At 69.9% G+C, this 23,533-nt stretch carries 23 protein-coding genes; 6 read left to right on the top strand and 17 right to left on the bottom strand.

Features of this window, described 5'->3' with window-relative positions:
- Positions 1 to 100: 100 nt before the first annotated feature.
- The 4 genes from coaBC to mihF all read right to left on the bottom strand — a co-directional run bounded on the left by coaBC (position 101) and on the right by mihF (position 2,765).
- On the bottom strand, positions 101 to 1,339 hold the full coding sequence (gene coaBC / locus A5736_RS25015; RefSeq protein WP_076249149.1) for a bifunctional phosphopantothenoylcysteine decarboxylase/phosphopantothenate--cysteine ligase CoaBC: 1,239 nt from the start codon (positions 1,337 to 1,339) through the stop codon (positions 101 to 103).
- A 15-nt stretch (positions 1,340 to 1,354) separates the two neighbouring features.
- The gene (rpoZ, locus tag A5736_RS25010; protein WP_076125007.1) at positions 1,355 to 1,687 is read right to left on the bottom strand and encodes a DNA-directed RNA polymerase subunit omega; all 333 of its coding nucleotides are present in this window, start codon (positions 1,685 to 1,687) and stop codon (positions 1,355 to 1,357) included.
- Between the two features lie 80 nt (positions 1,688 to 1,767).
- Entirely contained in the window at positions 1,768 to 2,394 is a 627-nt protein-coding gene (gene gmk / locus A5736_RS25005; protein ID WP_076125005.1) for a guanylate kinase, read from the bottom strand.
- Between the two features lie 56 nt (positions 2,395 to 2,450).
- Positions 2,451 to 2,765 carry an integration host factor, actinobacterial type gene (gene mihF, locus A5736_RS25000; RefSeq protein ID WP_076063029.1) on the bottom strand — a complete coding sequence of 105 codons (315 nt, stop codon included), beginning with the start codon at positions 2,763 to 2,765 and terminating at the stop codon, positions 2,451 to 2,453.
- 668 nt (positions 2,766 to 3,433) lie between these two features.
- Between mihF and A5736_RS24995 the strand changes: the two genes are divergently transcribed.
- Positions 3,434 to 3,856 (top strand): molybdopterin-binding protein, encoded by a 423-nt coding sequence (locus A5736_RS24995; RefSeq protein ID WP_076125003.1) that lies wholly within the window; start codon positions 3,434 to 3,436, stop codon positions 3,854 to 3,856.
- Between the two features lie 8 nt (positions 3,857 to 3,864).
- Here A5736_RS24995 and pyrF read toward each other — a convergent pair whose 3' ends face one another.
- The 7 genes from pyrF to pyrR are packed head-to-tail and all read right to left on the bottom strand — an operon-like array spanning position 3,865 to position 12,465.
- Entirely contained in the window at positions 3,865 to 4,692 is an 828-nt protein-coding gene (gene pyrF, locus A5736_RS24990; RefSeq protein WP_076125001.1) for an orotidine-5'-phosphate decarboxylase, read from the bottom strand.
- Positions 4,689 to 8,048, bottom strand: coding sequence for a carbamoyl-phosphate synthase large subunit (carB, locus tag A5736_RS24985; RefSeq protein WP_076249148.1), 3,360 nt, complete (start codon positions 8,046 to 8,048; stop codon positions 4,689 to 4,691). Before carB ends, pyrF begins: the two co-directional genes overlap by 4 nt.
- Entirely contained in the window at positions 8,048 to 9,166 is a 1,119-nt protein-coding gene (carA, locus tag A5736_RS24980) for a glutamine-hydrolyzing carbamoyl-phosphate synthase small subunit (RefSeq protein WP_175611379.1), read from the bottom strand. The genes carB and carA overlap by 1 nt, the downstream gene beginning before the upstream one ends.
- Positions 9,163 to 9,672 carry a transporter gene (locus A5736_RS24975; protein WP_076249147.1) on the bottom strand — a complete coding sequence of 170 codons (510 nt, stop codon included), beginning with the start codon at positions 9,670 to 9,672 and terminating at the stop codon, positions 9,163 to 9,165. Before A5736_RS24975 ends, carA begins: the two co-directional genes overlap by 4 nt.
- Positions 9,669 to 10,961, bottom strand: a complete 1,293-nt coding sequence (locus A5736_RS24970; protein WP_076249146.1) for a dihydroorotase — start codon at positions 10,959 to 10,961, stop codon at positions 9,669 to 9,671. The genes A5736_RS24975 and A5736_RS24970 overlap by 4 nt, the downstream gene beginning before the upstream one ends.
- Positions 10,958 to 11,905: an aspartate carbamoyltransferase catalytic subunit gene (locus A5736_RS24965; protein WP_076064758.1), complete on the bottom strand. Its 948-nt coding sequence runs from the start codon at positions 11,903 to 11,905 to the stop codon at positions 10,958 to 10,960. The genes A5736_RS24970 and A5736_RS24965 overlap by 4 nt, the downstream gene beginning before the upstream one ends.
- On the bottom strand, positions 11,902 to 12,465 hold the full coding sequence (gene pyrR / locus A5736_RS24960) for a bifunctional pyr operon transcriptional regulator/uracil phosphoribosyltransferase PyrR (RefSeq protein ID WP_076249145.1): 564 nt from the start codon (positions 12,463 to 12,465) through the stop codon (positions 11,902 to 11,904). Before pyrR ends, A5736_RS24965 begins: the two co-directional genes overlap by 4 nt.
- Positions 12,466 to 12,559: 94 nt before the next feature.
- Between pyrR and A5736_RS24955 the strand changes: the two genes are divergently transcribed.
- From A5736_RS24955 to A5736_RS24935, 5 genes are all read left to right on the top strand, one after another.
- Complete coding sequence (locus tag A5736_RS24955; RefSeq protein WP_076249144.1) at positions 12,560 to 13,228, top strand: class I SAM-dependent methyltransferase; 669 nt, start codon at positions 12,560 to 12,562, stop codon at positions 13,226 to 13,228.
- Between the two features lie 67 nt (positions 13,229 to 13,295).
- The gene (locus tag A5736_RS24950) at positions 13,296 to 14,051 is read left to right on the top strand and encodes a maleylpyruvate isomerase N-terminal domain-containing protein (RefSeq protein WP_076249143.1); all 756 of its coding nucleotides are present in this window, start codon (positions 13,296 to 13,298) and stop codon (positions 14,049 to 14,051) included.
- Between the two features lie 31 nt (positions 14,052 to 14,082).
- Positions 14,083 to 15,288, top strand: a complete 1,206-nt coding sequence (locus A5736_RS24945) for a serine hydrolase (RefSeq protein ID WP_076249142.1) — start codon at positions 14,083 to 14,085, stop codon at positions 15,286 to 15,288.
- A 4-nt stretch (positions 15,289 to 15,292) separates the two neighbouring features.
- Positions 15,293 to 15,832, top strand: a complete 540-nt coding sequence (locus A5736_RS24940) for a GNAT family N-acetyltransferase (protein WP_076124982.1) — start codon at positions 15,293 to 15,295, stop codon at positions 15,830 to 15,832.
- Between the two features lie 52 nt (positions 15,833 to 15,884).
- Positions 15,885 to 16,853 (top strand): S1C family serine protease, encoded by a 969-nt coding sequence (locus A5736_RS24935; RefSeq protein ID WP_076124979.1) that lies wholly within the window; start codon positions 15,885 to 15,887, stop codon positions 16,851 to 16,853.
- A gap of 14 nt (positions 16,854 to 16,867) precedes the next feature.
- Here the strand turns inward: A5736_RS24935 and A5736_RS24930 are convergent, their stop codons facing one another.
- From A5736_RS24930 to A5736_RS24905, 6 genes are read right to left on the bottom strand one after another with little or no spacing between them, the layout of a single operon-like run.
- Positions 16,868 to 19,546: a fumarate reductase/succinate dehydrogenase flavoprotein subunit gene (locus A5736_RS24930; RefSeq protein WP_076249141.1), complete on the bottom strand. Its 2,679-nt coding sequence runs from the start codon at positions 19,544 to 19,546 to the stop codon at positions 16,868 to 16,870.
- A complete protein-coding gene (locus A5736_RS24925; RefSeq protein WP_076249140.1) occupies positions 19,546 to 20,274 on the bottom strand; it encodes an ABC transporter ATP-binding protein in 729 nt (242 codons plus the stop codon). Before A5736_RS24925 ends, A5736_RS24930 begins: the two co-directional genes overlap by 1 nt.
- 17 nt (positions 20,275 to 20,291) lie before the next feature.
- A complete protein-coding gene (locus tag A5736_RS24920) occupies positions 20,292 to 21,158 on the bottom strand; it encodes an ABC transporter permease (RefSeq protein ID WP_076249139.1) in 867 nt (288 codons plus the stop codon).
- Positions 21,155 to 22,543, bottom strand: a complete 1,389-nt coding sequence (locus tag A5736_RS24915; RefSeq protein WP_076249138.1) for an ABC transporter substrate-binding protein — start codon at positions 22,541 to 22,543, stop codon at positions 21,155 to 21,157. The genes A5736_RS24920 and A5736_RS24915 overlap by 4 nt, the downstream gene beginning before the upstream one ends.
- The gene (locus tag A5736_RS24910; protein WP_076124966.1) at positions 22,543 to 22,770 is read right to left on the bottom strand and encodes a ferredoxin family protein; all 228 of its coding nucleotides are present in this window, start codon (positions 22,768 to 22,770) and stop codon (positions 22,543 to 22,545) included. Before A5736_RS24910 ends, A5736_RS24915 begins: the two co-directional genes overlap by 1 nt.
- Positions 22,767 to 23,501, bottom strand: a complete 735-nt coding sequence (locus A5736_RS24905; protein WP_371328413.1) for a GntR family transcriptional regulator — start codon at positions 23,499 to 23,501, stop codon at positions 22,767 to 22,769. The genes A5736_RS24910 and A5736_RS24905 overlap by 4 nt, the downstream gene beginning before the upstream one ends.
- Positions 23,502 to 23,533: the final 32 nt, after the last annotated feature.

Here is a 23,533-nt window from a genome sequence, read left to right as displayed (position 1 = left end):
TCTGTCATCCTTCCAGTCACCCTCACCCAAAACTTAGTTAGACAAATTATTTTAACGCCCTAGGCTCAACCGGCCCAGCCGGGCGCATGCAACCGTATCGCTAGCCCGTGTGGTGCAGAAACGCCACGATCGCATCAACGATACGACTGGCCATCAGCGTCTTGGAACCGTGCTGCAGCGCGGACTCGGCGCCGTCGGACGCCAGCAGCCAGCCGTCGTTGCTGTCCACCTCGAACGCCCTGCCGTCGCCCACGGCGTTGACGACCAACAGGTCACAGCCCTTGCGCCGCAACTTCTCTCGGGCATGAAAGAGCACATCGCCGTTGGCGTCGCCGGTCTCGGCGGCGAACCCCACGATGGCCCGCATGTTGGGCAGCTCGCCGTGGGCGCGCGCGCGCACCGCGCCGGCCAGCACGTCGTCGTTGCGCACCAGCTCGATCGTGGGCGGGTCGTCGCCACCCTTTTTGATCTTGGCGGCGGCAACCTGCGCGGGCCGGAAGTCGGCCACCGCGGCCGCCATCACCAGCACGTCGGCGTCGGGGGCGTGCTTGGACACCGCCTCCCCGAGCTGCTGCGCCGAACTGACGTGGACGACGTGGACGCCGGCGGGGTCGATGAGGCCGGCGGTGTGCCCGGCGATCAGGGTGACCTCGGCGCCGCGCTGCGCGGCGACCCGGGCGACTGCGTAGCCCTGCTTGCCGGAGCTGCGGTTGCCGACGAAACGGACGGGATCGATCGGTTCGCGGGTGCCACCGGCGGTCACCAGCAGCTTGCAGCCGGCGAGGTCGTAGGGCAACGCGTCGTGGCGCTCCAGCAGCAGGTGGGCAAGTGTGGTGATCTCCTCGGCCTCGGGCAGCCGTCCGGCCCCGCTGTCGGCGCCGGTGAGGCGCCCGGATGCGGGTTCCAGCACAACTGCCCCGCGGCGGCGCAAAGTCGCCACGTTGTCGACGGTGGCCGGGTGCAACCACATCTCGGTGTGCATCGCGGGTGCGAACAGCACCGGACATCGCGCCGTGAGCAGCGTCGCGGTCAGCAGGTCGTCGGCGCGGCCGTGCACGGCCCGGGCCAGCAGGTCGGCGGTGGCGGGTGCGACGACGACCAGGTCGGCCTGCTGCCCCAGCCGCACATGCGGCACCTCGGGAACGTCGGAGAAGACGCCGGTGTGGACCGGCTGTCCGGAAAGCGCCTCGAAAGTGGCGGCCCCGACGAAGCGCAACGCGGATTCGGTGGGGATGACGCGGACCTCATGACCGGCCTCGGCGAGCTGACGAACGACGGTGCACGCCTTGTAGGCGGCGATGCCACCGGAGACGCCGACGACGATCCGCTTGCGGTCCACAGCGCGCCCGGCCTGTTACTCGCCCTCGGTGTGTTCGAGCAGGTCGGCGTGGATCTCGCGCATCGCGATGGACAGCGGCTTTTCCTGCAGCCCGGGCTCTACCAGCGGACCCACGTACTCGAGGATGCCTTCGCCGAGCTGGTTGTAGTAGTCGTTGATCTGCCGGGCCCGTTTGGCCGCGTAGATCACCAGCGCGTACTTGCTCGAGACGCGGTCCAGCAATTCGTCGATGGGCGGGTTGGTGATGCCCAACGGGGTGTCGTAGGCGCCCTGCCCAGTTGACGACGGATCGAACTGATCCAGGGCGGGCACGGCGGCTAGCGACGCGTCGGACTGCGGAATGCTCACTTAAGAAAATCTCCTGGCGGCGTAGAAGCGGTGGGAAACTCGATGCGTGATCGGTTTGGGTCCGGCGCTGACCAGGCGGCTCAATCCGGGCCAGGCGCGGTTGCCACCAGCAAGGATACCAATTCCGCGCACGCAGACTCCAATCGACTGTTGACCACGACCTCGTCGAAGTCGTCCTGTGCCGCCAGCTCGACGCGGGCGGTGTCCAGCCGGCGCTGGATCACCTCGGGCGTCTCGGTGCCGCGGCCCACGAGCCTGGACTCCAGGTCCTCCCAGCTGGGTGGCGCCAGAAACACCGCAATCGCTTCGGGCATCGCCCGCTTGACGGCCCTGGCCCCGGCCAGATCGACCTCGATGAGCACCGGGCGCCCGGACGCCGCGGCGGCGCGCACCGGCTCGGCCAAGGTGCCCGATCGGTGCAGCCCGCCGTGGATCTCGGCCCACTCCAGCAGGGCGCCCTCGTCGATGAGTTCTTGAAAGCGGGCGGGGCTCACGAAGTGGTAGTCGACGCCGTCGACCTCCCCGGGCCGCGGCGCCCGCGTCGTGGCGGAAACGCTGAAATGCAGGTTGGGGATCCGCTCACGCAGGCAGCGGACCACCGTGGACTTGCCGACCGCGGAGGGACCGGACAGCACGACCACGCGTCCGTTGCCGATCGGCTCGGGACGCGCCCCGTACTCGACGTCCGGTCCCCCGCTCGCGCTCATCGGCGCTCCTGGGTCGGTGCCCGCACAGGCCGTTCGGCCTGCATCGCGCGGCCGGGTTAGGAGCCGAACTTTTCCAGCAGGGCCTTGCGCTGACGGTCGCCGAGACCACGCAGACGGCGAGTCGGCGCGATTTCCAGCTCGGTCATGATTTCCTGCGCCTTGACCTTGCCCACCTTCGGCAAAGCCTCCAACAGCGCAGAAACCTTCATCTTGCCCAAGACTTCGTTGGTCTCGGCGTCCTTGAGCACCTGGGTCAGGCTGGTGCCACCGCGCTTCAGCCGGTCCTTGAGCTCTGCTCGCGCTCGACGTGCGGCAGCCGCCTTCTCCAACGCGGCCGCGCGCTGCTCGTCGGTCAACTGGGGAAGGGCCACGATTCCTCCGTATCTGATCAATCTCTCGATCTTGTGTCTCTGCCGGGTACTTCAGCCAGCGGAGACGACCGTACTCAGGCTTCCTGACGAAATCTAACCCGACCCCCCTGGTTATTGGGGTAAATGGGCAGGTCGACCCGCCGTGCGGGTCAGGCCGGGGGTCCCTTTGGGGGCCCGGAAACCGGCTGGACACGGCGCCATTTCGGGGCCATCGGCCCGGCGATTTTGCGCCATTTTCGGCCCTCTACCTGGGATTTTGTGGCGCCGCACCGCCGTCGGGCGCCGAGCCGCCGGGACTCGCGGCCGGCGGCGCCGACGGTCGCGAGAACTCGTGCGGCGGATCTCGCAATTTCGCATGGCGTGTCGCGCGTGTCGCGCCACGGTCAGCGGCAGGTCGGCGACCCCGCGACGGCGATTTCGGCCGCGTTTCCGCCCGCCGAAGCGCCGGTGGCCCGGCCCGGAATCGCTGCTTTCGCGGCCCTTCGGCCGCCTTCCCGGGCGCGCCGGGCGCACCCCGACCCGCCCGACCGCGCGATCGAAATGCCGGGACCCCGGCCCGAGGGCCGGCCGCGGCGGCAGCCGCATTCGTCGCCGGCCACCGGGCCGGGCCGCGGCTTTGCGCCTCGGACCCAGCAAACAAACTTGGGGCCGGTTGATACGATCGGGCCGTGCCGAGTCTGCGCATCCGTCAGGCGGCCGAGCTGCTGGGAGTCAGCGACGACACCGTCCGGCGATGGATCAACAACGGCACGCTGGCGGTGGGTCTGGACGCGGCCGGGCGCAAGGTGATCGCCAGCGAGGACCTCGCCGAGTTTGCCCGGACCAACGCGCCGACGCCGCCGCCGGATCCGCTGAGCATCGGCAGCTCCGCCCGCAACCGGTTCGTCGGCCTGGTCACCGAGGTCACCCGCGACAAGGTCATGACCCAGGTCGAAATGCAGTGCGGTCCCTTCACCGTCGTGTCGCTGATGAGCACCGCTGCCGCCGACGAGTTGAAGCTGCAGCCGGGCAGCGTCGCCGTGGCCGTCGTCAAGGCCACGACAGTCATCGTCGAAACCGCGAGACCCGGCACGGCGGTGGCGTCGGACTGAGGCAGCGCCTACAGCGTGGACAGGTACGCGACGGCGTCGAGCATCCGTTCGCCCGCCGCCCGCAGGTCCCCCACGCTCGGTCCGGCCCGCAGCACCTCGCGCGCGACCGCGGGCAGCAGCTGGCCGGGCGCCGCCCCGCCCAGGCCGGCGAGCGCCTCGGGGCGCCCGCCCTGCGCCCCTAGCCCGGGCACCAGCACCGGTCCGCCCAGCTCGCTGACGTCGGGCGCCTCGAACACTGTCGCGCCGAGCACCACGCCGACGTATCCGGGCTCGGGCACCGTGGCGGAACGGTTGACCACCGCCGCCTGGTCGACGATCAGCTGCGCCACCGTCCGGCCGTCGAAGGTGGCGCGCTGCACCGTGCCGCCCTCCGGGTTGGAGGTTGCCGCCAGCACGAACACCCCGCGGTCGTGCGCCGCGGCGGCTTCCAGCAGCGGCCGCAGCGAGCCGAAGCCCAGGTACGGCGAGGCCGTCACGGCGTCGGCGGCCAGCGGCGAATCGCCCGCCCACGCCTCGGCGTAGGCGGCCATCGTCGTCCCGATGTCGCCGCGCTTGGCGTCGGCCAGCACCAGCACTCCCGCGGAGCGCAGCGCTGCGATGGTGCGCTCGAGGACCGCGAATCCCGCGGCGCCGTAGGCCTCGAAGAACGCCACCTGCGGCTTGACGACGGCGAAGCCGGCGTAGGCCTCGATGCAGATGTCGCAGAACGCGGCCAGCCCGTCGGCGGTGGTCGGCAGGTCCCAGGCCCGCAGCAGCTCGGGATGGGGGTCGATGCCCAGGCACAGCGGCCCGCGGGCCAGCTTGGCCGCGGCCAGCCGGGCGCCGAACCCCGTCACTTTGCGCCACCCGGACCGATGACGCTGTGCAGTTCCTGCAGCGACCGCACGCCGATGTCGCCACGGATCCCCGCTTCGATGCCCTGCACGGCGGCCGACGCGCCCTGCACCGTCGTGACGCACGGGATGTTCACGGCCACCGCGGCCGAGCGGATTTCGTAACCGTCGATGCGCGGGCCGGAGTTGCCGTAGGGGGTGTTGATCACCATGTCGACCTCGCCGGCCTTGATCGCGTCGACGGCGGACGCCGCGGGCCGGTCCGGCTGCGGCGGCTCGAAGTGCTTTCGAACCTCGTCGCAAGGAATCCCGTTGCGGCGCAACATCTCCGCGGTGCCTTCGGTGGCGAGAACGCGGAAGCCCAGATCGGCCAGCCGCTTGACGGGAAACACCAGCGACCGCTTGTCGCGGTTGGCGACCGAGACGAACACGGTGCCCTCGGCCGGTAGCGATCCATAGGCGGCGGTTTGGCTCTTGGCGAAGGCGCTGCCGAAGTCGCGGTCGATCCCCATCACCTCGCCCGTCGACTTCATCTCCGGGCCCAGCAGCGAATCGATGGCCGCCCCGTCCGCGCGGCGGAACCGGTGGAACGGCAACACCGCCTCCTTGACCGCGATCGGCGCGTTCAGCGCCGCGTGGGCACCGTCCCCGTCCGGCACCAGCATTCCCTCGTCGCGCAGCTGGGAAATGGTGGCGCCCAGCATGATCCGGGCGCACGCCTTCGCGAGTGGAATCGCCGTGGCCTTCGACACGAACGGAACCGTGCGGCTGGCACGCGGGTTGGCCTCCAGGACGTAGAGCACGTCGTCCTTGAGGGCGTACTGCACGTTGAGCAGACCCACCACGCCGATGCCGTGCGCGATGGCCTCGGTGGCGCGGCGGACCTTCTCGATGTCGCTGCGGCCCAACGTCACCGGCGGCAGCGCGCAGGCCGAGTCCCCGGAGTGGATGCCGGCCTCCTCGATGTGCTCCATGATGCCGCCGATGTAGACCTCGGCGCCGTCGCACAGCGCGTCGACGTCGATCTCCACCGCGTCCTCCAGGAAACGGTCGACGAGCACCGGGTGCTCGGGCGACAGCTCGGTGGCGCGGGTGATGTAGCCGCGCAGCGTCTCCTCGTCGTAGACGATCTCCATGCCGCGCCCGCCCAGCACGTACGACGGCCGCACCAGCACCGGGTAGCCGATGTCCGCGGCGATCCGGCGGGCCTGGTCGAAAGTCGTTGCGGTGCCGTATTTCGGCGCGGGCAGCCCGGCGGTACGCAGCACGTCACCGAACGCGCCGCGGTCCTCGGCCAGGTCGATGGCCTCCGGCGGGGTGCCCACGATGGGAACCCCGGCGTCGAAGAGCCGCTGGGCCAGTCCCAGCGGCGTCTGCCCGCCGAGTTGCACGATGACCCCGACCACCCCGGGGCCGCCCGCCGCGGACTGGGATTCCGCACGGAATACTTCCAGCACGTCCTCGAAGGTCAGCGGCTCGAAGTACAGCCGGTCGGCCGTGTCGTAGTCGGTGGACACCGTCTCCGGGTTGCAGTTGACCATCACCGTTTCAAAACCGGCCTGGCTCAACGTGGTTGCCGCGTGCACACAGCTGTAGTCGAATTCGATGCCCTGGCCGATCCGGTTCGGCCCCGAACCCAGGATCAGCACCTTGGGCCTCTCGGCCTGCGGCGCCACCTCGGTCTCGGCGGCCGGGTCCAGTTCGTAGCTGCTGTAGTGGTAGGGCGTCTTGGCCTCGAACTCCGCGGCGCAGGTGTCGACCGTTTTGTACACCGGGTGGATGTCGAGGCGCTCGCGCAGGGACCGGACACCGTCCTCGCCGGCCAATTCCGGTCTCAGGGCCGCGATCTGGCGGTCGGACAGCCCGCTGTGCTTGGCCCGCCGCAGCAGGTCGACATCGAGCACCGGGGCGGCGACCAGCTCGGCGCGCAGCGTTCCCAGCTCGCCGATCTGCGCGACGAACCACGGGTCGACGCCGCTGGCCTCGGCGACCTGCTCGACCGACGCGCCCAGCCGCAGCGCCAGTTCGATGTCGTAGAGCCGGCCTTCGGTCGGAGTCTGCAGGCGGGCCAGCACCTCGGCCACTGTTCCTTCTGGGCCGTCGGGATCGGGTTTCGTCCAGAAGCCGGCACGGCCCGTTTCCAGCGACCGCATCACCTTGCCCAGCGCCTCGATGAAGTTGCGGCCCAGCGACATTGCCTCGCCGACGGATTTCATCGTCGTGGTCAGCGTTGGATCTGCGCCGGGGAATTTCTCGAACGCGAACCGCGGCGCCTTGACCACGACGTAGTCCAGTGTCGGCTCGAAGCAGGCGGGCGTTTCCTTGGTGATGTCGTTGACGATCTCGTCGAGGGTGTAGCCGATGGCCAGCTTGGCCGCGATCTTGGCGATCGGAAAGCCGGTGGCCTTGGAGGCCAGCGCACTCGATCGGGAAACCCGCGGATTCATCTCGACGACGATCAGCCGGCCGTCGCGCGGGTTGACCGCGAATTGGATGTTGCACCCGCCGGTGTCCACCCCGACCTCGCGCAGGATCGCGATGCCCAGATCGCGCATCCGCTGGTATTCGCGGTCGGTCAGCGTCATCGCCGGCGCGACGGTGACCGAGTCGCCGGTGTGCACGCCCATCGGGTCGACGTTCTCGATGGAGCACACCACCACGACGTTGTCGTGGCCGTCGCGCATCAGCTCGAGCTCGAATTCCTTCCAGCCGTAGATCGATTCCTCGATCAGCACGTTGGCGCTCGGGCTCGCGGCCAGCCCGGCACCGGCCATCCGGTCGACCTCTTCGGCCGAATGCGCCATGCCCGAGCCCAGGCCGCCCATCGTGAAGCTGGGCCGCACCACCACCGGCAGGCCGAGATCCTCGACGGTCTCGCGGACCTCGTCCATCGTGAAACACACTCGGCTGCGGGCGGATTCGCCGCCGACCTTGGCGACGATGTCCTTGAACCGCTGCCGGTCCTCGCCGCGCTGGATCGCCTCGAAATCCGCGCCGATCAGTTCGACGCCGTAGCGCTCCAGCACGCCGTTCTCGTAAAGGGCGACGGCCGTGTTGAGCGCGGTCTGCCCGCCGAGGGTGGCCAGCAGCGCGTCGATCTTGTTGCCGCGCTCGGCCTGCTGGGCGATCACCCGCTCCACGAACGACGGGGTGATCGGTTCGACGTAGGTGTGATCGGCGTACTCCGGGTCGGTCATGATGGTGGCCGGGTTGGAGTTGACGAGGCTGACCTGCAGCCCGTCGGCGCGCAGCACCCGGCAGGCCTGGGTGCCGGAGTAGTCGAATTCGCAGGCCTGCCCGATGACGATCGGCCCCGAGCCGATCACCAGCACGTGGTTGAGGTCAGTCCGCCGCGGCACTAGCGGCTTCCTTCCATGAGGTCGACGAATTGGTCGAACAGATAATTCGCGTCGTGGGGACCCGCGGCGGCCTCCGGGTGGTATTGCACCGAAAATGCCTTTCCGTCGGCGAGTTTGACGCCCTCGACCACCCCGTCGTTGGCGCAGGTGTGGCTGACGACCGCGGGCCCGAACGGCGTGTCGAACGACTGGCCCGCCTCGCCTTCCAGCGCGAACCCGTGGTTCTGCGCGGTCACCGCGACCCGGCCGGTGGCGTGGTCGATGACGGGGACGTTGATGCCGCGGTGACCGAACACCATCTTGTAGGTGGACAGGCCCAGCGCCCGGCCCAGGATCTGGTTGCCGAAACAGATTCCGAACAAAGGGATTCCGGCGCCGATCACCTCCCGGGTGAGCCCGACGACGTGGTCGGCCGTGGCCGGGTCGCCGGGCCCGTTGGACAGGAACACGCCGTCCGGCTTGAGCTCGGCGATCTGCTCGAAGGTCGCCGATGCGGGCAGCACATGGCTGCGGATGCCGCGACGGGCGAAGTTGCGTGGGGTGTTGGTCTTGATGCCGAGGTCCAGCGCGGCCACGGTAAACCGCTGCGGCCCTTCGGGTTCGACGATGTAGGTGCCGTCGGTGCTGACCTCGCCGGCCAGATCGGCGCCCAGCATCGACCGCTGGCCCCGCACCCGCTCCAGCAGTTCGGCGGGCTCGGCGAGCGCGTCACCGGAGAACACCCCGGCCTTCATCGAGCCGCGGCTGCGCAGGTGCCGCACCACCGCGCGGGTGTCGATGCCGGCGATCCCGACGATGTTCTGCCGGACCAGCTCGTCGTCCAGCGTGCCGGTGGCGCGCCAGTTTGACGCACGCGGCGACGGGTCGCGCACCGCGTAGCCGGCGACCCAGATCTTGTCGCCGCGGCTCTCGGCGTCCTCCTCGTTCCAGCCGGTGTTGCCGATCTGCGGCGCCGTGGCCACCACGATCTGCCGGTGATAGCTGGGGTCGGTGAGCGTCTCCTGATAGCCGGACATGCCGGTGGAAAACACCGCCTCCCCGAGGGTTTGGCCGATCGCGCCGAACGGCGTGCCGGTGAAGACGCGGCCGTCCTCGAGCACCAGTAGGGCCTTGCTCACGCGGCTCCCTCCTGCGGGTCTGACAGCCAGGCGTCGTAGTCGGCGCGGTGGTCCGCGCGGAATCCGGTGTCGATCTCGCCGCCCGACGGCAGCCGCCAACGGATCGCCAGTATCCCAATGCGCGCCACCACCTTGGCTCCGATGGCGCGCTCCATGCGGATGGCCACGATCGACTCGTCCGGAATCCAAATCGGTTTGGCGCGAACGCGTTCCAACAGGATCCCCTCGGGGTAGCGGGTCAGCACCGCCTTGCTCCGATAGCCGAGATCGCCGGCGACGATGCGCTCGTTCCAGGCCGGTGCGACCGCGCAGCCGCAGTAGAGGCCGCGGGTCGTCAGGGTCGCGGAGCTCACCTCGTCGGGCATGTCGGGCAACTCCCCGATCACCGCCTGCTGCCGTTGCGCGCGGCGCTGCCAGGAACGCATCATCACCTGAATCACCACGGCGATCACCACCACCAGCACGGCCGCGAAGATCAGCGACCCCACCAGCGTTCCCGAATTCATGCCGGACTCTTCCCGTCGCGGGCAGTGATCTTGCCGCGCAGCAGGGTCGCAGTCACGGTGGCGGGCAAGGTCATCGCCTCGTATGGCGTGTTGGCCGACCGGCTGGCCAGGTCGCCGCCGGCGACCGTCCAGGTGGCGTCCGGGTCCACCACGGTCAGGTTCGCCGGCTCCCCCACCTCGAGTGGCCGGCCGTGGTCGGGCAGGCCGACGATGCGCGCCGGGTTCTCGCTCATCACCCGGGCGACGTCGCGCCAGGTCAACAACCCGGGCGTCACCATCGTGCTCGCCACCACGGACAGGGCCGTCTGCAGCCCCAGCATGCCGGGGCGCGCCGCGGAGAACTCGACGCACTTTTCGTGCTCGGCGTGCGGGGCGTGATCGGTGGCCACACAGTCGATTACCCCGTCGGCGAGCGCCTGACGCAGCGCGACCGCGTCGGCGGCCTCGCGCAGCGGCGGGTTGACCCGGTTGACCCCGTCGTAGCTGGCCAGTCTTGCGTCGTCGAGGAGCAGATGATGCGGCGTGACCTCGGCGGTGATCGAAATGCCCTGCGCCTTGGCCCATTTCAGGATTTCGACGGTTCCCGCGGTGGAGGCGTGGCAGATGTGCACCCGGGCGCCGGCGTCGCGGGCCAGCAGCGCGTCGCGGGCGACGATCGATTCCTCGGCGGCCCGCGGCCATCCCGCGAGTCCCAGCAGCGCGGCCGTGGGCCCCTCGTGGGCGACCGCGCCGACCGTCAGCCGGGGCTCCTCGGCGTGCTGGGCGATCAGCACCCCCAGCCCGGTCGCATACTCCAGGGCGCGGCGCATGATCAGCGGGTCGTGCACGCAGATGCCGTCGTCGGAGAACATGCGCACCTGCGCGGCGCCGGCGGCCATCATGCCCATCTCGGTGAGCTCGGCCCCGGCCAGCCCGACGGTGACGGCGCCGACGGGATGCACGTCGACGAGGCCGACCTGCTGGCCGCGGTGCCACACGTGGTCGGTGACCACCGGGCTGTCGGCGACGGGGTTGGTGTTGGCCATCGCGAACACGGCCGTGTAGCCGCCCAAAGCCGCGGCCGCCGAACCGGTTTCGATGTCCTCGGCGTATTCGCGGCCGGGCTCGCGCAGGTGGGTGTGCAGGTCGACGAACCCGGGCAGCAGCACGTGGTCGGTGGCGTCGATGACGTCGGCGGTGTCCGGAATGGCAAGACCCGGCCCGATCTCGGCGATCTGGCCGTCATCGACCAGGACGTCGACCCGGTCACCCTCGCCGTACGGGCGCACGCCGCGGATCAGGACGCTCATGCCGCGATCTCCTGCGCGCCGACCAGCACGTGGAACAGGACGGCCATCCGGACGTGGACACCGTTGGAAACCTGTTGCAACACAGCCGATTGCGACGAATCGGCCACCGAGGACGCGATCTCCATGCCACGCACCATCGGCCCCGGGTGCAGCACCACGGCATGGCCGGGAAGCATCGCCTGGCGCCGATCGGAAAGCCCGTAGCGCACCGAGTACTCGCGCACCGAGGGGAAGAAGCCGCCGTTCATCCGCTCGGCCTGCACCCGCAGCATCAGCACGGCGTCGGCCGCGGGCAACTCGGCGTCGAAGTCATACGAGACGGTGGCCGGCCAGCCGTCGACGCCGACCGGCAGCAGCGTCGGCGGCGCCACCAGCACCACCTCGGCGCCCAGGGTGTCCAGCAACACGACGTTGGAGCGCGCGACCCGGCTGTGCAGGATGTCGCCGACGATCACGATGCGCCGGCCCTCGATGCCGCCGAGCCGCTGGCGGATGGTCAGCGCGTCGAGCAGCGCCTGCGTCGGGTGTTCGTGCGTGCCGTCGCCGGCGTTGATGACCGACGGCCCCTCGCCGTCCGCCGGCGCCGTCCAGTCGGCGAGCAGGTGCGCGGCACCGGAGGCCGGGTGCCGGATGATCAGCGCGTCGGCGCCAGCGGCCCGCAGCGTCAGCGCGGTGTCGCGCAGCGACTCGCCCTTGCCCACCGACGATCCGGCCGCGCTCACGTTGATCACGTCGGCGCTCATCCACTTCCCGGCCACCTCGAACGACACCCGGGTGCGGGTGGAGTTCTCGTAGAACATCGTGATCACGGTGCGGCCGCGCAGCGTCGGCAGCTTCTTGATCTCGCGGCCGACCAGGGCCTGCGCGAAGCGGTCCGCGTCGTCGAGGATGGCGGTGGCGTCGTCGCGGCTGAGGTCGCCGGCGGTCAGCAGGTGGCGGGTCATCGGGAGATCACCACCCCGTCGCGGCCGTCGTGCTCGGCGAGTTGCACGTGCACGCTCTCGGTGCGTGAGGTCGGCACGTTCTTGCCGACATAGTCGGCGCGCAGCGGTAATTCGCGGTGGCCGCGGTCGACCAGCACCGCCAGCTGCACGGCGCGCGGCCGGCCCACGTCGCGCAGCGCGTCCAGGGCCGAGCGCACCGAGCGCCCGGAGTACAGCACGTCGTCGACGAGGATCACCAGCGCGTCATCGACGCCGCCGGCCGGGATCGCCGTGGCCTCCAGCGGGCGGGGCGGCTTTTGCATCAGGTCATCGCGGTACAGCGTGATGTCGAGGGCGCCGTGACCGACCTCGACACCGCTGTATTCGCCGATGTTGGTGGCCAGGCGCTGGGCCAGGATCACACCGCGGGTCGGGATGCCGAGCAGCACCACCCGTGGCGCGTCGGGACTGTCGAGCGCGGTCTTTTCGATGATCTGATGCGCGATGCGCGAAATGGTGCGACCGACGTCGGCCGCAGACATCAATTCCCTGCCGGTGGCGGCATCACCCGCGGCACCCATGCGAGACCTTGACCTCCTTCTCCGCCTCTCTGGACGGATCGTTAAAGGATGTCGACTGCCCGGCAGCGTAGCATTCCGCGCTACCCTGGCAAAAATGACAGGCGCGCCTTCCCCCTCAAATCCCTCTCGTTTTCCGGTTCTCGATTTCGATGCCCTGTATCGCGGCGAAAGCCCGGCCGAGGGCCTGCCCGCCATGGCCACGCCGCCGTGGGACACCAAGGCGCCCAAGGAGACTGTCGTCGCGTGGCAGGACGGCGGCTGGGTCCGCGGCGACGTCCTCGACGTCGGCTGCGGGCTGGGCGACAACGCCATCTACCTGGCCAAGAACGGACACCACGTCACCGGTCTGGACATCTCCCCGACCGCGCTGAAAACCGCCGAGCGGCGCGCCGCGGACGCCGGGGTCGAGGTGACGTTCGCCGTCGCCGACTCCACCACGCTCGAGGGCTACACCGACGCGTTCGACACCATCGTCGACAGCGGCATGTTCCACTGCCTCGACGACGACGGCAAGCGCAGCTACGCGGCCGCGGCGCACCGCGCCACCCGGCCGGGCGCCACCCTGCTGCTCAGTTGTTTCTCCGACGCCCAGCCGCCCGACGAGGAGCGGCCGCGGCCCGCGGTGTCCGAGCGGACGCTGCGCGACGTTCTCGGCGGCGCGGGCTGGGAGATCGAATCGCTGGAGCCTGCGACGGTGCGCCGGGAACTCGACGGCAACGACATCGAGATGGCGTTCTGGGTCGTGCGCGCGCAACGGCGCTGACCGGCCGCGGGCTGTGATGTCGAATAATCGCTAGCTCGTAGACCCGGTTATCTGTTGGCTGGACGCCATGGAGGCCGCCGCGAGCCTGCGCGACGAAGCCATGCGCGCGCTCATTTCGAGCTTGTCCCGCTTACAGCCGACGGCGCCCACGTGGTGCTCCGCCTGGAGCGCCCACGAGCTCGCCGCGCACGTCGCGGCCGCCGCCGAGGAGCGAGCCAACCTGATCGAGGAGCACCTCGCGGGTGAGCCCACAAGGGCGACGCGGTCATGGGAAGAACGCGAGCCGCCATTTCGGGCAATGCCCGACGCCGTGCTTCGAGAACGGCTGGTGCAGCACGCCGTTCGCTTCGAGTCCGCTGTGGCAGGCCTCGATGAGGACGACACGATCATGTACACGGGGTGGGCCATGACCGGCGAACGGCTTCGCATGCACAGCCATAGCGAAGCGGTGCTGCACCGATGGGATCTGGTCGGCGACGACGATGTCAGCATCCGCTCGCTCTCCGATCCGGCGATGGTTACCCATGCGCTTGCGGTGTTCGATGCGATGTCCACGTTGGCGGAAGCGCGGCGATGGCGCAGATCTGACTTGGTCTCGCGGCCAATGGTTCTGCGGAGCGCTGGTCGGCCCGGGGTGGCTGTGACACCAGGGGAAGAACTTTCGATGGCCCAGGACGGCACCGACGTAGCGATCGAGCTGCAGCCCCACGAGCTGCCGCTGCTGCTGTGGGGGCGCTGTCCGGCGCGGCTGCGCGATCCACACGCGAACGCAGAAACGATCGAGGACGTCCTTTCGCGTGCCTGCCGTCCGGCCGGCGCTTAGGCCCAGCGACCGCCACATTAGTCTCGACGGGGTGAATCTTGACGGCAATGCGGCCTCCCTCCGCGAGGCCTGCGACGCCGGCCTGCTCGCCGGTGCGTTGACGGTGGTGTGGCAGCGCGGAGAAGTGCTGCAGCTCAACGAGATCGGATACCGCGACGTCGACGCGGGCCTGTCGATGCAGCGCGACACCCTGTTTCGCATCGCGTCGATGACCAAGCCCGTCACGGTGGCCGCGGTGATGAGCCTGGTCGACGACGGCAAGCTGGCGCTGAAAGATCCGATCACGCGCTGGGTGCCGGAGTTCGCCGACGTGTGGGTGCTCGACGACCCGCACGGTCCGCTGCACCGGACGCATCCGCTGGGCCGGGCCATCCTGATCGAGGACCTGCTCACCCACACCAGCGGCCTGGCCTACGGCTTCTCGGTGTCCGGGCCGATCGCCAAGGCCTACGTGCGGCTGCCGTTCAACCAGGGCCCCGACGCCTGGCTGGCCGAGCTGGCCAAGCTGCCACTGGTCCACCAGCCCGGTGACCGATTGACCTACAGCCATTCCATAGACCTGTTGGGAGTCATCGCTTCCCGCATCGAGGGGAAGCCGTTCCACCAGGTGCTAGACGAACGGATCCTGGGCCCGGTGGGCATGCCCGACACCGGGTTCTTCGTGTCCCCCGAAGGGCGCCGGCGCGCGGCGACCATGTACCGGCTCGACGGGCAGGGACAGCTGCACCACGACGCGATGGGGCCGCCGCACATCAAGCCACCGTCCTTCCCCAACGCCGGCGGCGGGCTGTGGTCGACCGCCGACGACTACCTGCGCTTCGTGCGGATGCTGCTCGGCGAGGGGACCGTCGACGGCGTGCGGGTGCTGTCGCCGGAGTCGGCCCGCATGATGCGCACCGACCGGCTCACCGACGACCAAAAGCGGCACAACTTCCTGGGCGCGCCCTATTGGGTGGGCCGCGGCTTCGGGCTGAACCTGTCGGTGGTGACCGATCCGGCCAAGAGCGCGCCGCTGTTCGGGCCGGGCGGGCTCGGCACCTTCAGCTGGCCCGGCGCCTACGGCACCTGGTGGCAGGCCGACCCGACCGCGGACCTGATCCTGCTGTATCTGGTCCAGAACCTGCCCGACATGTCCGCGGACGTGGCCGCGGCGATCGCCGGCAACACGTCGCTGGCGAAACTCCAATCGGTGCAACCGAAATTCGTCCGCCGCACCTATCAGGCGCTCGGGCTCTGACGCGATGGTCGACTACCCGCCTGACCGCATCGCCGGGCCGCGGCTGCTGCTGCGCCCGCCCGTGCTCGACGACGCCGGCGCGCTCTACCAACGGGTCGCCCGCGACCCGAAGGTCACCAAGTACCTGAAGTGGACGCCGCACCAGGACGTGGCGGCGACACGGCGGGTGATCGCCGAGAAGCTCAACGTCAGCGACGACGAACGGACGTGGGCCATCGCGTTGCGGCACAGCGACGAAGTCATCGGACTCACCAGCTGCCGGCGCCCGGTGCCGCACTCGGTCGAGATCGGCTACTGCATCGGCCGGCGGTGGTGGGGCAAGGGATTCATGACCGAGGTGCTCGGCCTGCTGATGAACGCGCTGCAGGCCGATCGGGGCGTGTACCGCGTCTGGGCCACCTGCCATGTCGACAACGAGCGGTCGGCCCGGGTGCTGCTGCGGGCCGGGTTCGAGCTGGAGGGCCGGCTGACTCGGTACGCCGTGTACCCCACCATCGCCCCCGAGCCGCTGGACGCCCTGCTGTACGCCAAGGCCTTGCGGTAGATGTTTCTTCGGACGAAAAACGGGCATTCGACACGTGTTACGGATGCTAACGATGACGACCGATGCCCATACCGGGCCCCTGCGCACTGTGGGCCGCCACGAATGGCCCGCGGGCAGCCATGAATTGACTGGCGGCCGCCACGAAACACCGCGACCACACCGGTCACGTGGGGTGCTCTGGCTGCGATCTCGGTTCGGGTTCCTCCTCGGCGCCGCGGCGCTTGCCCTGTTCTCGGGCGCCGTCGGCGCCTTCAGCGTCGTCGAACTCCGCCCAGCCGCGCCCACCGTCAGCGCCCCGGCAGCGCCCACCCAACCGCCGGCCGGTACAGCGGCCGCAACCGTCGAGCAGGCGGCGGCCAGGGCGATTCCCAGCGTGGTCAAACTGGAGACGGCGATCGGCGATCAGACCGAGGAGGGCTCCGGGGTAGTCCTGAGCGCCGACGGATTCATTCTCACCAACAATCACGTTGTGGCAGCGCCCGATCCGCGCCAAACCGGTATGGCGGTCCAGACCGCCGCGACTTTCGCCGACGGCCGCTCCGCGCCGTTCGCCATCGTCGGCGCCGATACCTCGACCGACATCGCAGTCGTTCGCGTGCAAGGCATTTCGGGTCTGCGCCCGATCACGATGGGAACGTCGGCCGGGCTTCATGTGGGCCAAAACGTGATCGCCATCGGCGCGCCGCTCGGGCTGGACGGCACCGTCACCACCGGGGTCATCAGCGCGCTGCACCGCCCGGTGTCGGGCATCGTCGGCCCCGGTAGCGGTAATGCCGTGCTTGACGCGATCCAAACGGACGCCACGATGAGCCCCGGCAGCTCCGGAGGCGCATTGATCGACACAACCGGTGCGTTGATAGGGCTCAATTCTGCGATCGCAACGATGAACGCGACTCATCCGGGCGGTCCGACGGGCTGGATCGGCGTGGGCTTCGCCATCCCCGTCGACGAGGCCAAAGTTGTTGCCGACCAACTGATCGCGGCCGGCACGGCGCCGAACGTATCGCTGGGCCATCGCTGAGCGACGACGACGCCTTATCCCTCCTCCAGGGCCCGGCGTGCGTAGGCCCGCACGTCGGCGTCGCCGTCCTTGAGCGCGATCCCGAGCGCATCGCGGGCGGCGGGTTCGCCGGCCCACCGGGTGAGGCTGAGCACCGCGGCCTTGCGCACATCGAGGTGGGCGTCGGCGAGCGCCTCGGCCAACCGGGGGACGGCGAGTTCGGCTGATGCGCCCTTGAGCGCCCGGGCCGCGCCTTCGCGCACCTGCCAGGCAGGTGCCCGCAACGCCTTTTCGACGGCGGCGAAATCACCTTCGCCGCAGCCTAATTCGCCCAGCGCGGCCAGCGCCGCCGCGCGCACCAGCGGATCCGGGTCGCCGACAAGCACGGCCACCGCGTCGTGGCCGCCGCGCAGCGTGGCCAGGCCGGCGGCCGCCGCGATGCGGACCTCCCGGCTCTCGTCGCCGGTGGCAGCGACGACCCCGGCCACGTCGTCGACCGACACCAACGCCCGCACCGCCTCGATGCGCACCCGATGGTCGGGATCCTCGAGCGCGCGGCGATATTGGCCGGCCGCACCGGCGCGGCGCGCCGCGAGCAGATACACCGACGCCGCGCGCACCACCATGTCGCGGGAGGACAGGTGCGCGCGGGCCGTGGCCGGGTCGGGCAGCACTTCGACGAGCTCGCGAATGCCCTCGGCGGCGGTGCGGCGCACCCCGGCATCGGCGTCGTCCAGCGCGGCGAACAGCGCCGGCGCGTATCCGTCGGGCATGTGCTCGGTGAGCGTGGCCACCGCGGTTCGGCGCACCCCTGGATCCCCGTCGCGCAGGTAGGGCTGCAGGTCGGCGATCGTCGGCTCCTCCAGCGCGAGGACCTCGGCGATGCGCGGCGACGGCGGTTCGAATACCGTTGCCGGCGAAACGATTCGGGAGACGGCGGTGGCCGGGGCTTGACCACCCACGAGCGGCGGCTGCTCCACCTCGTGGACCGTCTGATCCACCGGCGGCAGGCCGTCTAGCTCGGGCACCGACACGAAATACGGGGCCACCGGGCGCTTGAGGAACACCATCGCGCCGTCGGTCCCCTTGCGCAGGTTGAGGTGATAGCCCCATTGGCTGTCGTCGCGCCCGGGCAGGTCGGCGCGGTCGTGGTAGAGGCCCCACCGCGACTCGGTCCGGGTCAGCGACGACCGCGCCGCCATCTCGGCGCAGTCGCGGATGAACGACACCTCCACCGCGCGCATCAGCTCATGGGGGTTGTGGGCGCCGATCTCGGCGATCTCGCCGCGCATCCGGTCGAACGTGCGCACCGCGATGGACAGCTTGGCCGCCGTCTTCGGGGGCGCGACATAGTCGTTGACGAAGCGGCGCAGCTTGTATTCCACCTGCGGCTGCGGAGGCCCGTCCGGGTGCCGCAGCGGCCGGTAGATCAGCTCGTGGGCGTCGGCCAGCTGATCGTCCGGGAGGTCCTGTGGCGCAGGGACTTCGCCCAGCGTCGATGCGGCGTGCGTGCCGGCGAGGTCGCCGAACACGAACGCCCCGATCATGTAGTTGTGCGGCACGCAGGCCAGGTCCCCCGCGGCGTACAACCCGGGCACCGTGGTGCGTGCGTGTTCGTCGACCCAGACCCCGGACGCGGAATGGCCGCTGCACAAGCCGATTTCGGAGATATGCATCTCTACGTCATGGGTGCGGTAGTCATGCCCGCGGTTAGCGTGGAACGTGCCGCGGGTCGGCCGTTCGGTGGTGTGCAGGATGTTCTCCAGCGCGGTCAGCGTCTCGTCGGGCAGGTGCGACACCTTGAGGTAGATGGGCCCGCGCGCGGAGTCGATCTCGCTCTTGACCTCGGCCATCATCTGCCCCGACCAGTAGTCGGAGTCGACGAACCGCTCCCCCAGGGCGTTGACCTGGTAGCCGCCGAACGGATTGGCCACGTACGCGCAGGCCGGGCCGTTGTAGTCCTTGATCAGCGGATTGACTTGGAAGCACTCGATTCCCGACAGCTCCGCGCCCGCGTGGTAGGCCATCGCGTACCCGTCGCCGGCGTTGGTCGGGTTCTCATACGTGCCGTACAGGTAACCCGAGGCGGGCAGACCGAGCCGGCCGCACGCCCCCGTCGCCAGGACGACCGCCCTGGCGCCGATCGCGTAGAACTCACCGGTGCGCGTGTGCAAGGCGGCGGCGCCGACGGCCCGGCCGTCCTGCACCAGCACGCGCACCGGCATCAGGCGGTTCTCGATGCGGATCCTCTCGCGCATCGACCGCTGCCGCAGCACGCGATACAGCGCCTTCTTGACGTCCTTGCCCTCGGGCATGGGCAGCACGTACGAGCCCGAGCGGTGCACCCGGCGCACCGCGTACTCGCCGTGCTCGTCCTTCTCGAACTTCACCCCGTAGCGCTCCAGGCGCTGCACCATCGCGAACCCGCGCGACGCCGTCTGATAGACGGTGCGCTGGTTGACGATTCCGTCGTTGGCGCGGGTGATCTCGGCGACATAGTCCTCCGGTTCGGCCTTGCCCGGGATGACGGCGTTGTTGACCCCGTCCATGCCCATCGCCAGCGCTCCGGAGTGCCGCACGTGCGCCTTCTCCAGCAGCAGCACCCGCGCGCCGTGCTCCGCGGCGGACAGTGCCGCCATCGTGCCCGCGGTGCCGCCGCCGATCACCAGCACGTCACAGTCGAGGCGGACCGGCGCCAGATCCGGAACCTGCATCAGGCCGCCGCCGAATGGTTCAGGGCGGCAATGATTTCCGCGCGCAGCGCGGGGCGCGGCAGGTCGGCGCGGGGCTCCGGCACCTTGAGCACAGCGCGCGTTGGCTCGCCGGCCCGGCCCAGCACCACGATCCGGTCCCCCAGCGCCAGCGCCTCGTCCACGTCGTGCGTGACGAAGACGATCGTCGTCGGGTGGGTGCGCCAGGTTTCGATGAGCAATCGCTGCATGGCGGCGCGGGTTTGGGTGTCCAGCGCCCCGAACGGCTCGTCCATCATCACCGCGCGCGGGGCTCCGGCCAGGCCGCGGGCCAGCTGGACGCGCTGGCGCATGCCGCCCGAGAGGCTCTTGGGCAGGTAGTCGCCGAAACCGCGGAGCTCGAGCTCGTCGATCCAGCGCTCGGCCGCCGCGCGCCGGGTGGCGCGTGGTTCGCCGCGCAGCCGCAGCGCCAGTTCGATGTTGGACCGCACGGTGCGCCACGGCAGCAACGCGTTGTCCTGGAACACCATGCCGCGGTCGCCCGAGGTGGTGGTGACCGGTACGCCGTCGGCCAGCACCCGTCCGTCGTCGGGTGACAGCAGGCCGGCCAGCGCGCGCAGCACCGTCGACTTGCCGCAGCCCGAGGGCCCGGTGAGCACCAGGATCTCCCCCGGCCGCACCGCCAGGCTTAACCCGTCGATGACCGGGGTTCCGGTGTAGGACAACCGAACCCGATCCAGCTCGAGGCTCATGCCCCGATTTGTCGCGGTCACCGCGACTGCGCCTGTGCACGCGGCAGCCAGCGCGTCACCCGCCGGCCCACCAGTTCGACGGCCGCGGCCGTCGAGAAGCCCAGCACCCCGATGGTGATGATGCCGACGAAAACCTGGGGGTAGGCCAGCACGGTGTACTCCTGCCAGGTGCGATAGCCCACCCCGAGGCGGCCGGAGATCATCTCCGCGGAGATCACGCAGATCCAGGCGACGCCCATGCCGACCGACAGCCCGCCGAACACTCCGGGCAGGATGCCCGGCAGCACGACCTGCCGCAGCACCTCCCACCGGCCGCCGCCCAGGGTTCGCACCGAGTCCTCCCACAACGTGGGCAGCGCGCGCACCGCGTGCCGGGTGCTGACCATGATCGGAAAGTAGGCCGCGAGAAAGGTGATGAACACGATGCCGGCCTCGTCGGTGGGGAACAGCAGGATCGCGACCGGCACCAGCGCGATGGCGGGAACGGGCCTGGCCAGCTCCGCCAGCGGGCCGAACAGGTCGGCGAACAACCGCGAGCGGCCCAGCAGTACACCCGTCGCGACGCCGATCACCGCGGCCAGCCCGAAGCCGGTGAGGATGCGGATCAACGACTGCGCCAGGTCGAGCCAGTACTCGTAGGCGCCGAGCCGGCGGTGCAGCGCGGACATGATCTGGGTGACGGTCGGCAATGTGTCGAATCGCAGCAGCAGCCGCACCTTGCCGGCGGTGAGCACCTGCCACACTCCGACGGCGGCTGCCACCGACGCCACCTGCAGCAGCCGCGACCGCCATGGCGAGGCGATCCGCCGCGGCCGCGCGAATGTCGGCAACGTGGCCGCCCCGACAACCGGTTCGATCAATGTCGGGCTTGCATCTAAGGTCATACCGAACCTCCCAGTGCCTCTTGGTAATTCACGGTCACGCTGCCCGGGTGCGCGGCGAGGTAGCGACGCGCCCCGGCCGGGGTGCCGAAGGGCAGGAATTTCTGGCCGTCGCGCACCCAGGCCGCCTTGTCGGCGAACCAGCGGGTGCCCAGCTCGGCGTCGGGAACGTAGGCGGCCCGGACCTTGGCGCCGCGCGCGGTGGCGTCCCGGACCGCCCGCAGCAGGCCGGTCGGGTCGGCGAACGTTTGCGTCGCGTCGGATCCGTCCAGCCACAATTCGCTCGCCCGGGCGGGATCGCCGCGCAGCGCCGAGGGGTTGGCGGTGGCCGCCCGGGCCGCGTCGTAGTTCAGGCCGCGGGCCGCGAACACCGCGCGCAGCGCCTCGTCTTGGACGAACCCGGCAACGTCGAGGTCGGCGAAGTCGCCGATCGACTTCAGGTAGGGCACATCGTTTTTCAGCGCGTCGGCCAGCGACGGTTTCAGGGTGGTGTCGAACGACGTGCCGCCGGGACCGTTGTAGAGATAAACCACTTCCTGCGCAAGCCCGGCCGCTTGGGACACAATGCGGGCCGCCTCCAGCGGCTTGGCGTTGAGGAAATCGGTGGCGTCCAGCTGGGCCTGCAGGAAGGCCGCCAGCACCTCCGGATGCGCCGACGCGTAGGAGCGCCGCACCACCACGCCGTGCAGGGTGGGCACGTTCAGCTCGGCCCCGTCGTAGAGCAGCTTGGCCTTGCCCTGGAAGACGAGCAGCCCGGGCCAGGCGACGAACTGCGAAAGCGCCTGTACCTGACCGGATTCCAGAGCGGACGCACCGATCTGAGGCTGCTGGTTGAGCACCTCGACGCCGTTGATCCGGGCCTTGTCCAGCGCGCGCACCAGGGTGCCGTGCCCGGCCGAACCGACGCTGGCCGAGACCTTCGCACCGGCCAGGTCGGCTAGCCCGGTGGCAGGCGAATTGGGCGCGACCACCACCATGTTCAGCGCGCCCTTGGGGTTGTAGCCGGTGACGGACACCATCTCGGTGCGGGCCAGCGGATTGGCCTGCGTCTTGGAGCCGTTGATCAGCATCGGGTAGTCACCCATCGAGCCGATGTCGATCTTCTCGGCGAGCATCTGCGCGGTGATCGGGGCGCCGGTGTCGTAGTCCTGCCACCGCACCGCGTATTTGGTGCCGGTGCGGGTGGTGATGTCGGCGAGCCGGCGCTCCAGGTAGCCCTGGGCGCGCAGCAGCGTGCCCGCGGTCACGGTGTTGATGGTCTTGGACTGATAGCCCACGACGACGTTGACCACGCCGGATGACTGCGACAGCGATTCCAGCGAGCAGCCCGAGACGGCGGCGACGATAACGGCTGCCATCGAGATCAGCCGTGTGGCTTGGCGTTTCATCAGCGTAGGAGGTAGGGCATGTTGACGGTGACGGCGCCGGTCGGGCAGCGGGCCGCGCACGGGCCGCAGTACCAGCATTCGTCGACGTGCATGTAGGCCTTCCCGGTGTCGGGGTTGATGGCCAGCGCATCAAGCGGACAGATCTCCACGCACAGGGTGCAGCCGTCGATGCACAGCGATTCGTCGATCGTCACGGGCACGTCGGCGCGGTGGTTGACCAGGGTCATGGATTGCTCCTTATCAGGTTGCCGCGCATGGTGATTCGATCGCCTCGCATCCGGATGTACTCCAGGTCGACGGGCCTGCCGTCGTCGAGGCTGGTGAGCCGCTCCAGCATGAGCAGCGCGGCCCCGTCGGGCACCTGGAGCGCGGCCGCCGAGTGCGCGTCGGCGGGGATGGCTTCCAGCGCCAACGACGCCGAACCCAGCCGCTGCCCGCTCACCTGCTCGATGAGGGCGAACAGGTCGTTGGTTTCCAGGTGATGGCCCAGGATGCGGCTTCCGATGTCCGGGGCGAGGTAGGTCAGGTCGAGACTCAGCGGCAGGTCTCCGAGGTAGCGCAACCGCTCGACGAACACCGCCTCGTCGCCGGGTTGCAGCCCCAGGCGGCGGGCCACCGACGGCGGCGCCGTCACCGGCATCGCCGCCCGCACCTCGTTGCGAACTTCGCCGAGGTCTTTGAACGTTTCCTTCAGTCCCAGCAGCGCGTCGAGCCGATGGTCGCATTTGCGCTGGGCCACATGCGTGCCGACTTTGGGGCCGCGGTCGATCAGCCCCTCGTTCTTCAGGATGCCCAGCGCCTCGCGAATCGTGTTGCGCGAGACCAGGAATTCGGCCGCCAAGTCGTTTTCGGCGGGCAGCCCGTCGGCGTAGGCGCCCGCGTGAATCTGCTGACGCAACACGTCGGCGGCCCGGCGGGCACGGTTGGCCCGGGAGCCCTCGAGACGCGAGATCGGTATGGCGTCGGCCACGCCGTCACGCTAATGCCGGT

This window comes from Mycobacterium sp. SP-6446 (assembly GCF_001954045.1).
Lineage (GTDB): Bacteria > Actinomycetota > Actinomycetes > Mycobacteriales > Mycobacteriaceae > Mycobacterium.
Note: the sequence above shows the minus strand (reverse complement) of the source record. Positions and strands in the feature narration are given on the sequence as shown.

Coding starts and splice junctions, on each gene's coding strand:
- A5736_RS24910 (WP_076124966.1), bottom strand. CDS start 22,770: ATGACCCTGGTCAACCACCGCGCCGACGTGCCCGTGACGATCGACGAA.
- A5736_RS24965 (WP_076064758.1), bottom strand. CDS start 11,905: ATGACCCGCCACCTGCTGACCGCCGGCGACCTCAGCCGCGACGACGCC.
- pyrR (WP_076249145.1), bottom strand. CDS start 12,465: ATGGGTGCCGCGGGTGATGCCGCCACCGGCAGGGAATTGATGTCTGCG.
- A5736_RS24925 (WP_076249140.1), bottom strand. CDS start 20,274: ATGAGCCTCGAGCTGGATCGGGTTCGGTTGTCCTACACCGGAACCCCG.
- A5736_RS24975 (WP_076249147.1), bottom strand. CDS start 9,672: ATGAATTCGGGAACGCTGGTGGGGTCGCTGATCTTCGCGGCCGTGCTG.
- A5736_RS24955 (WP_076249144.1), top strand. CDS start 12,560: ATGACAGGCGCGCCTTCCCCCTCAAATCCCTCTCGTTTTCCGGTTCTC.
- A5736_RS24970 (WP_076249146.1), bottom strand. CDS start 10,961: ATGAGCGTCCTGATCCGCGGCGTGCGCCCGTACGGCGAGGGTGACCGG.
- A5736_RS24920 (WP_076249139.1), bottom strand. CDS start 21,158: ATGACCTTAGATGCAAGCCCGACATTGATCGAACCGGTTGTCGGGGCG.
- A5736_RS24935 (WP_076124979.1), top strand. CDS start 15,885: ATGACGACCGATGCCCATACCGGGCCCCTGCGCACTGTGGGCCGCCAC.
- gmk (WP_076125005.1), bottom strand. CDS start 2,394: ATGAGCGCGAGCGGGGGACCGGACGTCGAGTACGGGGCGCGTCCCGAG.
- A5736_RS24940 (WP_076124982.1), top strand. CDS start 15,293: ATGGTCGACTACCCGCCTGACCGCATCGCCGGGCCGCGGCTGCTGCTG.
- A5736_RS24930 (WP_076249141.1), bottom strand. CDS start 19,546: ATGCAGGTTCCGGATCTGGCGCCGGTCCGCCTCGACTGTGACGTGCTG.
- A5736_RS24950 (WP_076249143.1), top strand. CDS start 13,296: ATGGAGGCCGCCGCGAGCCTGCGCGACGAAGCCATGCGCGCGCTCATT.
- A5736_RS24915 (WP_076249138.1), bottom strand. CDS start 22,543: ATGAAACGCCAAGCCACACGGCTGATCTCGATGGCAGCCGTTATCGTC.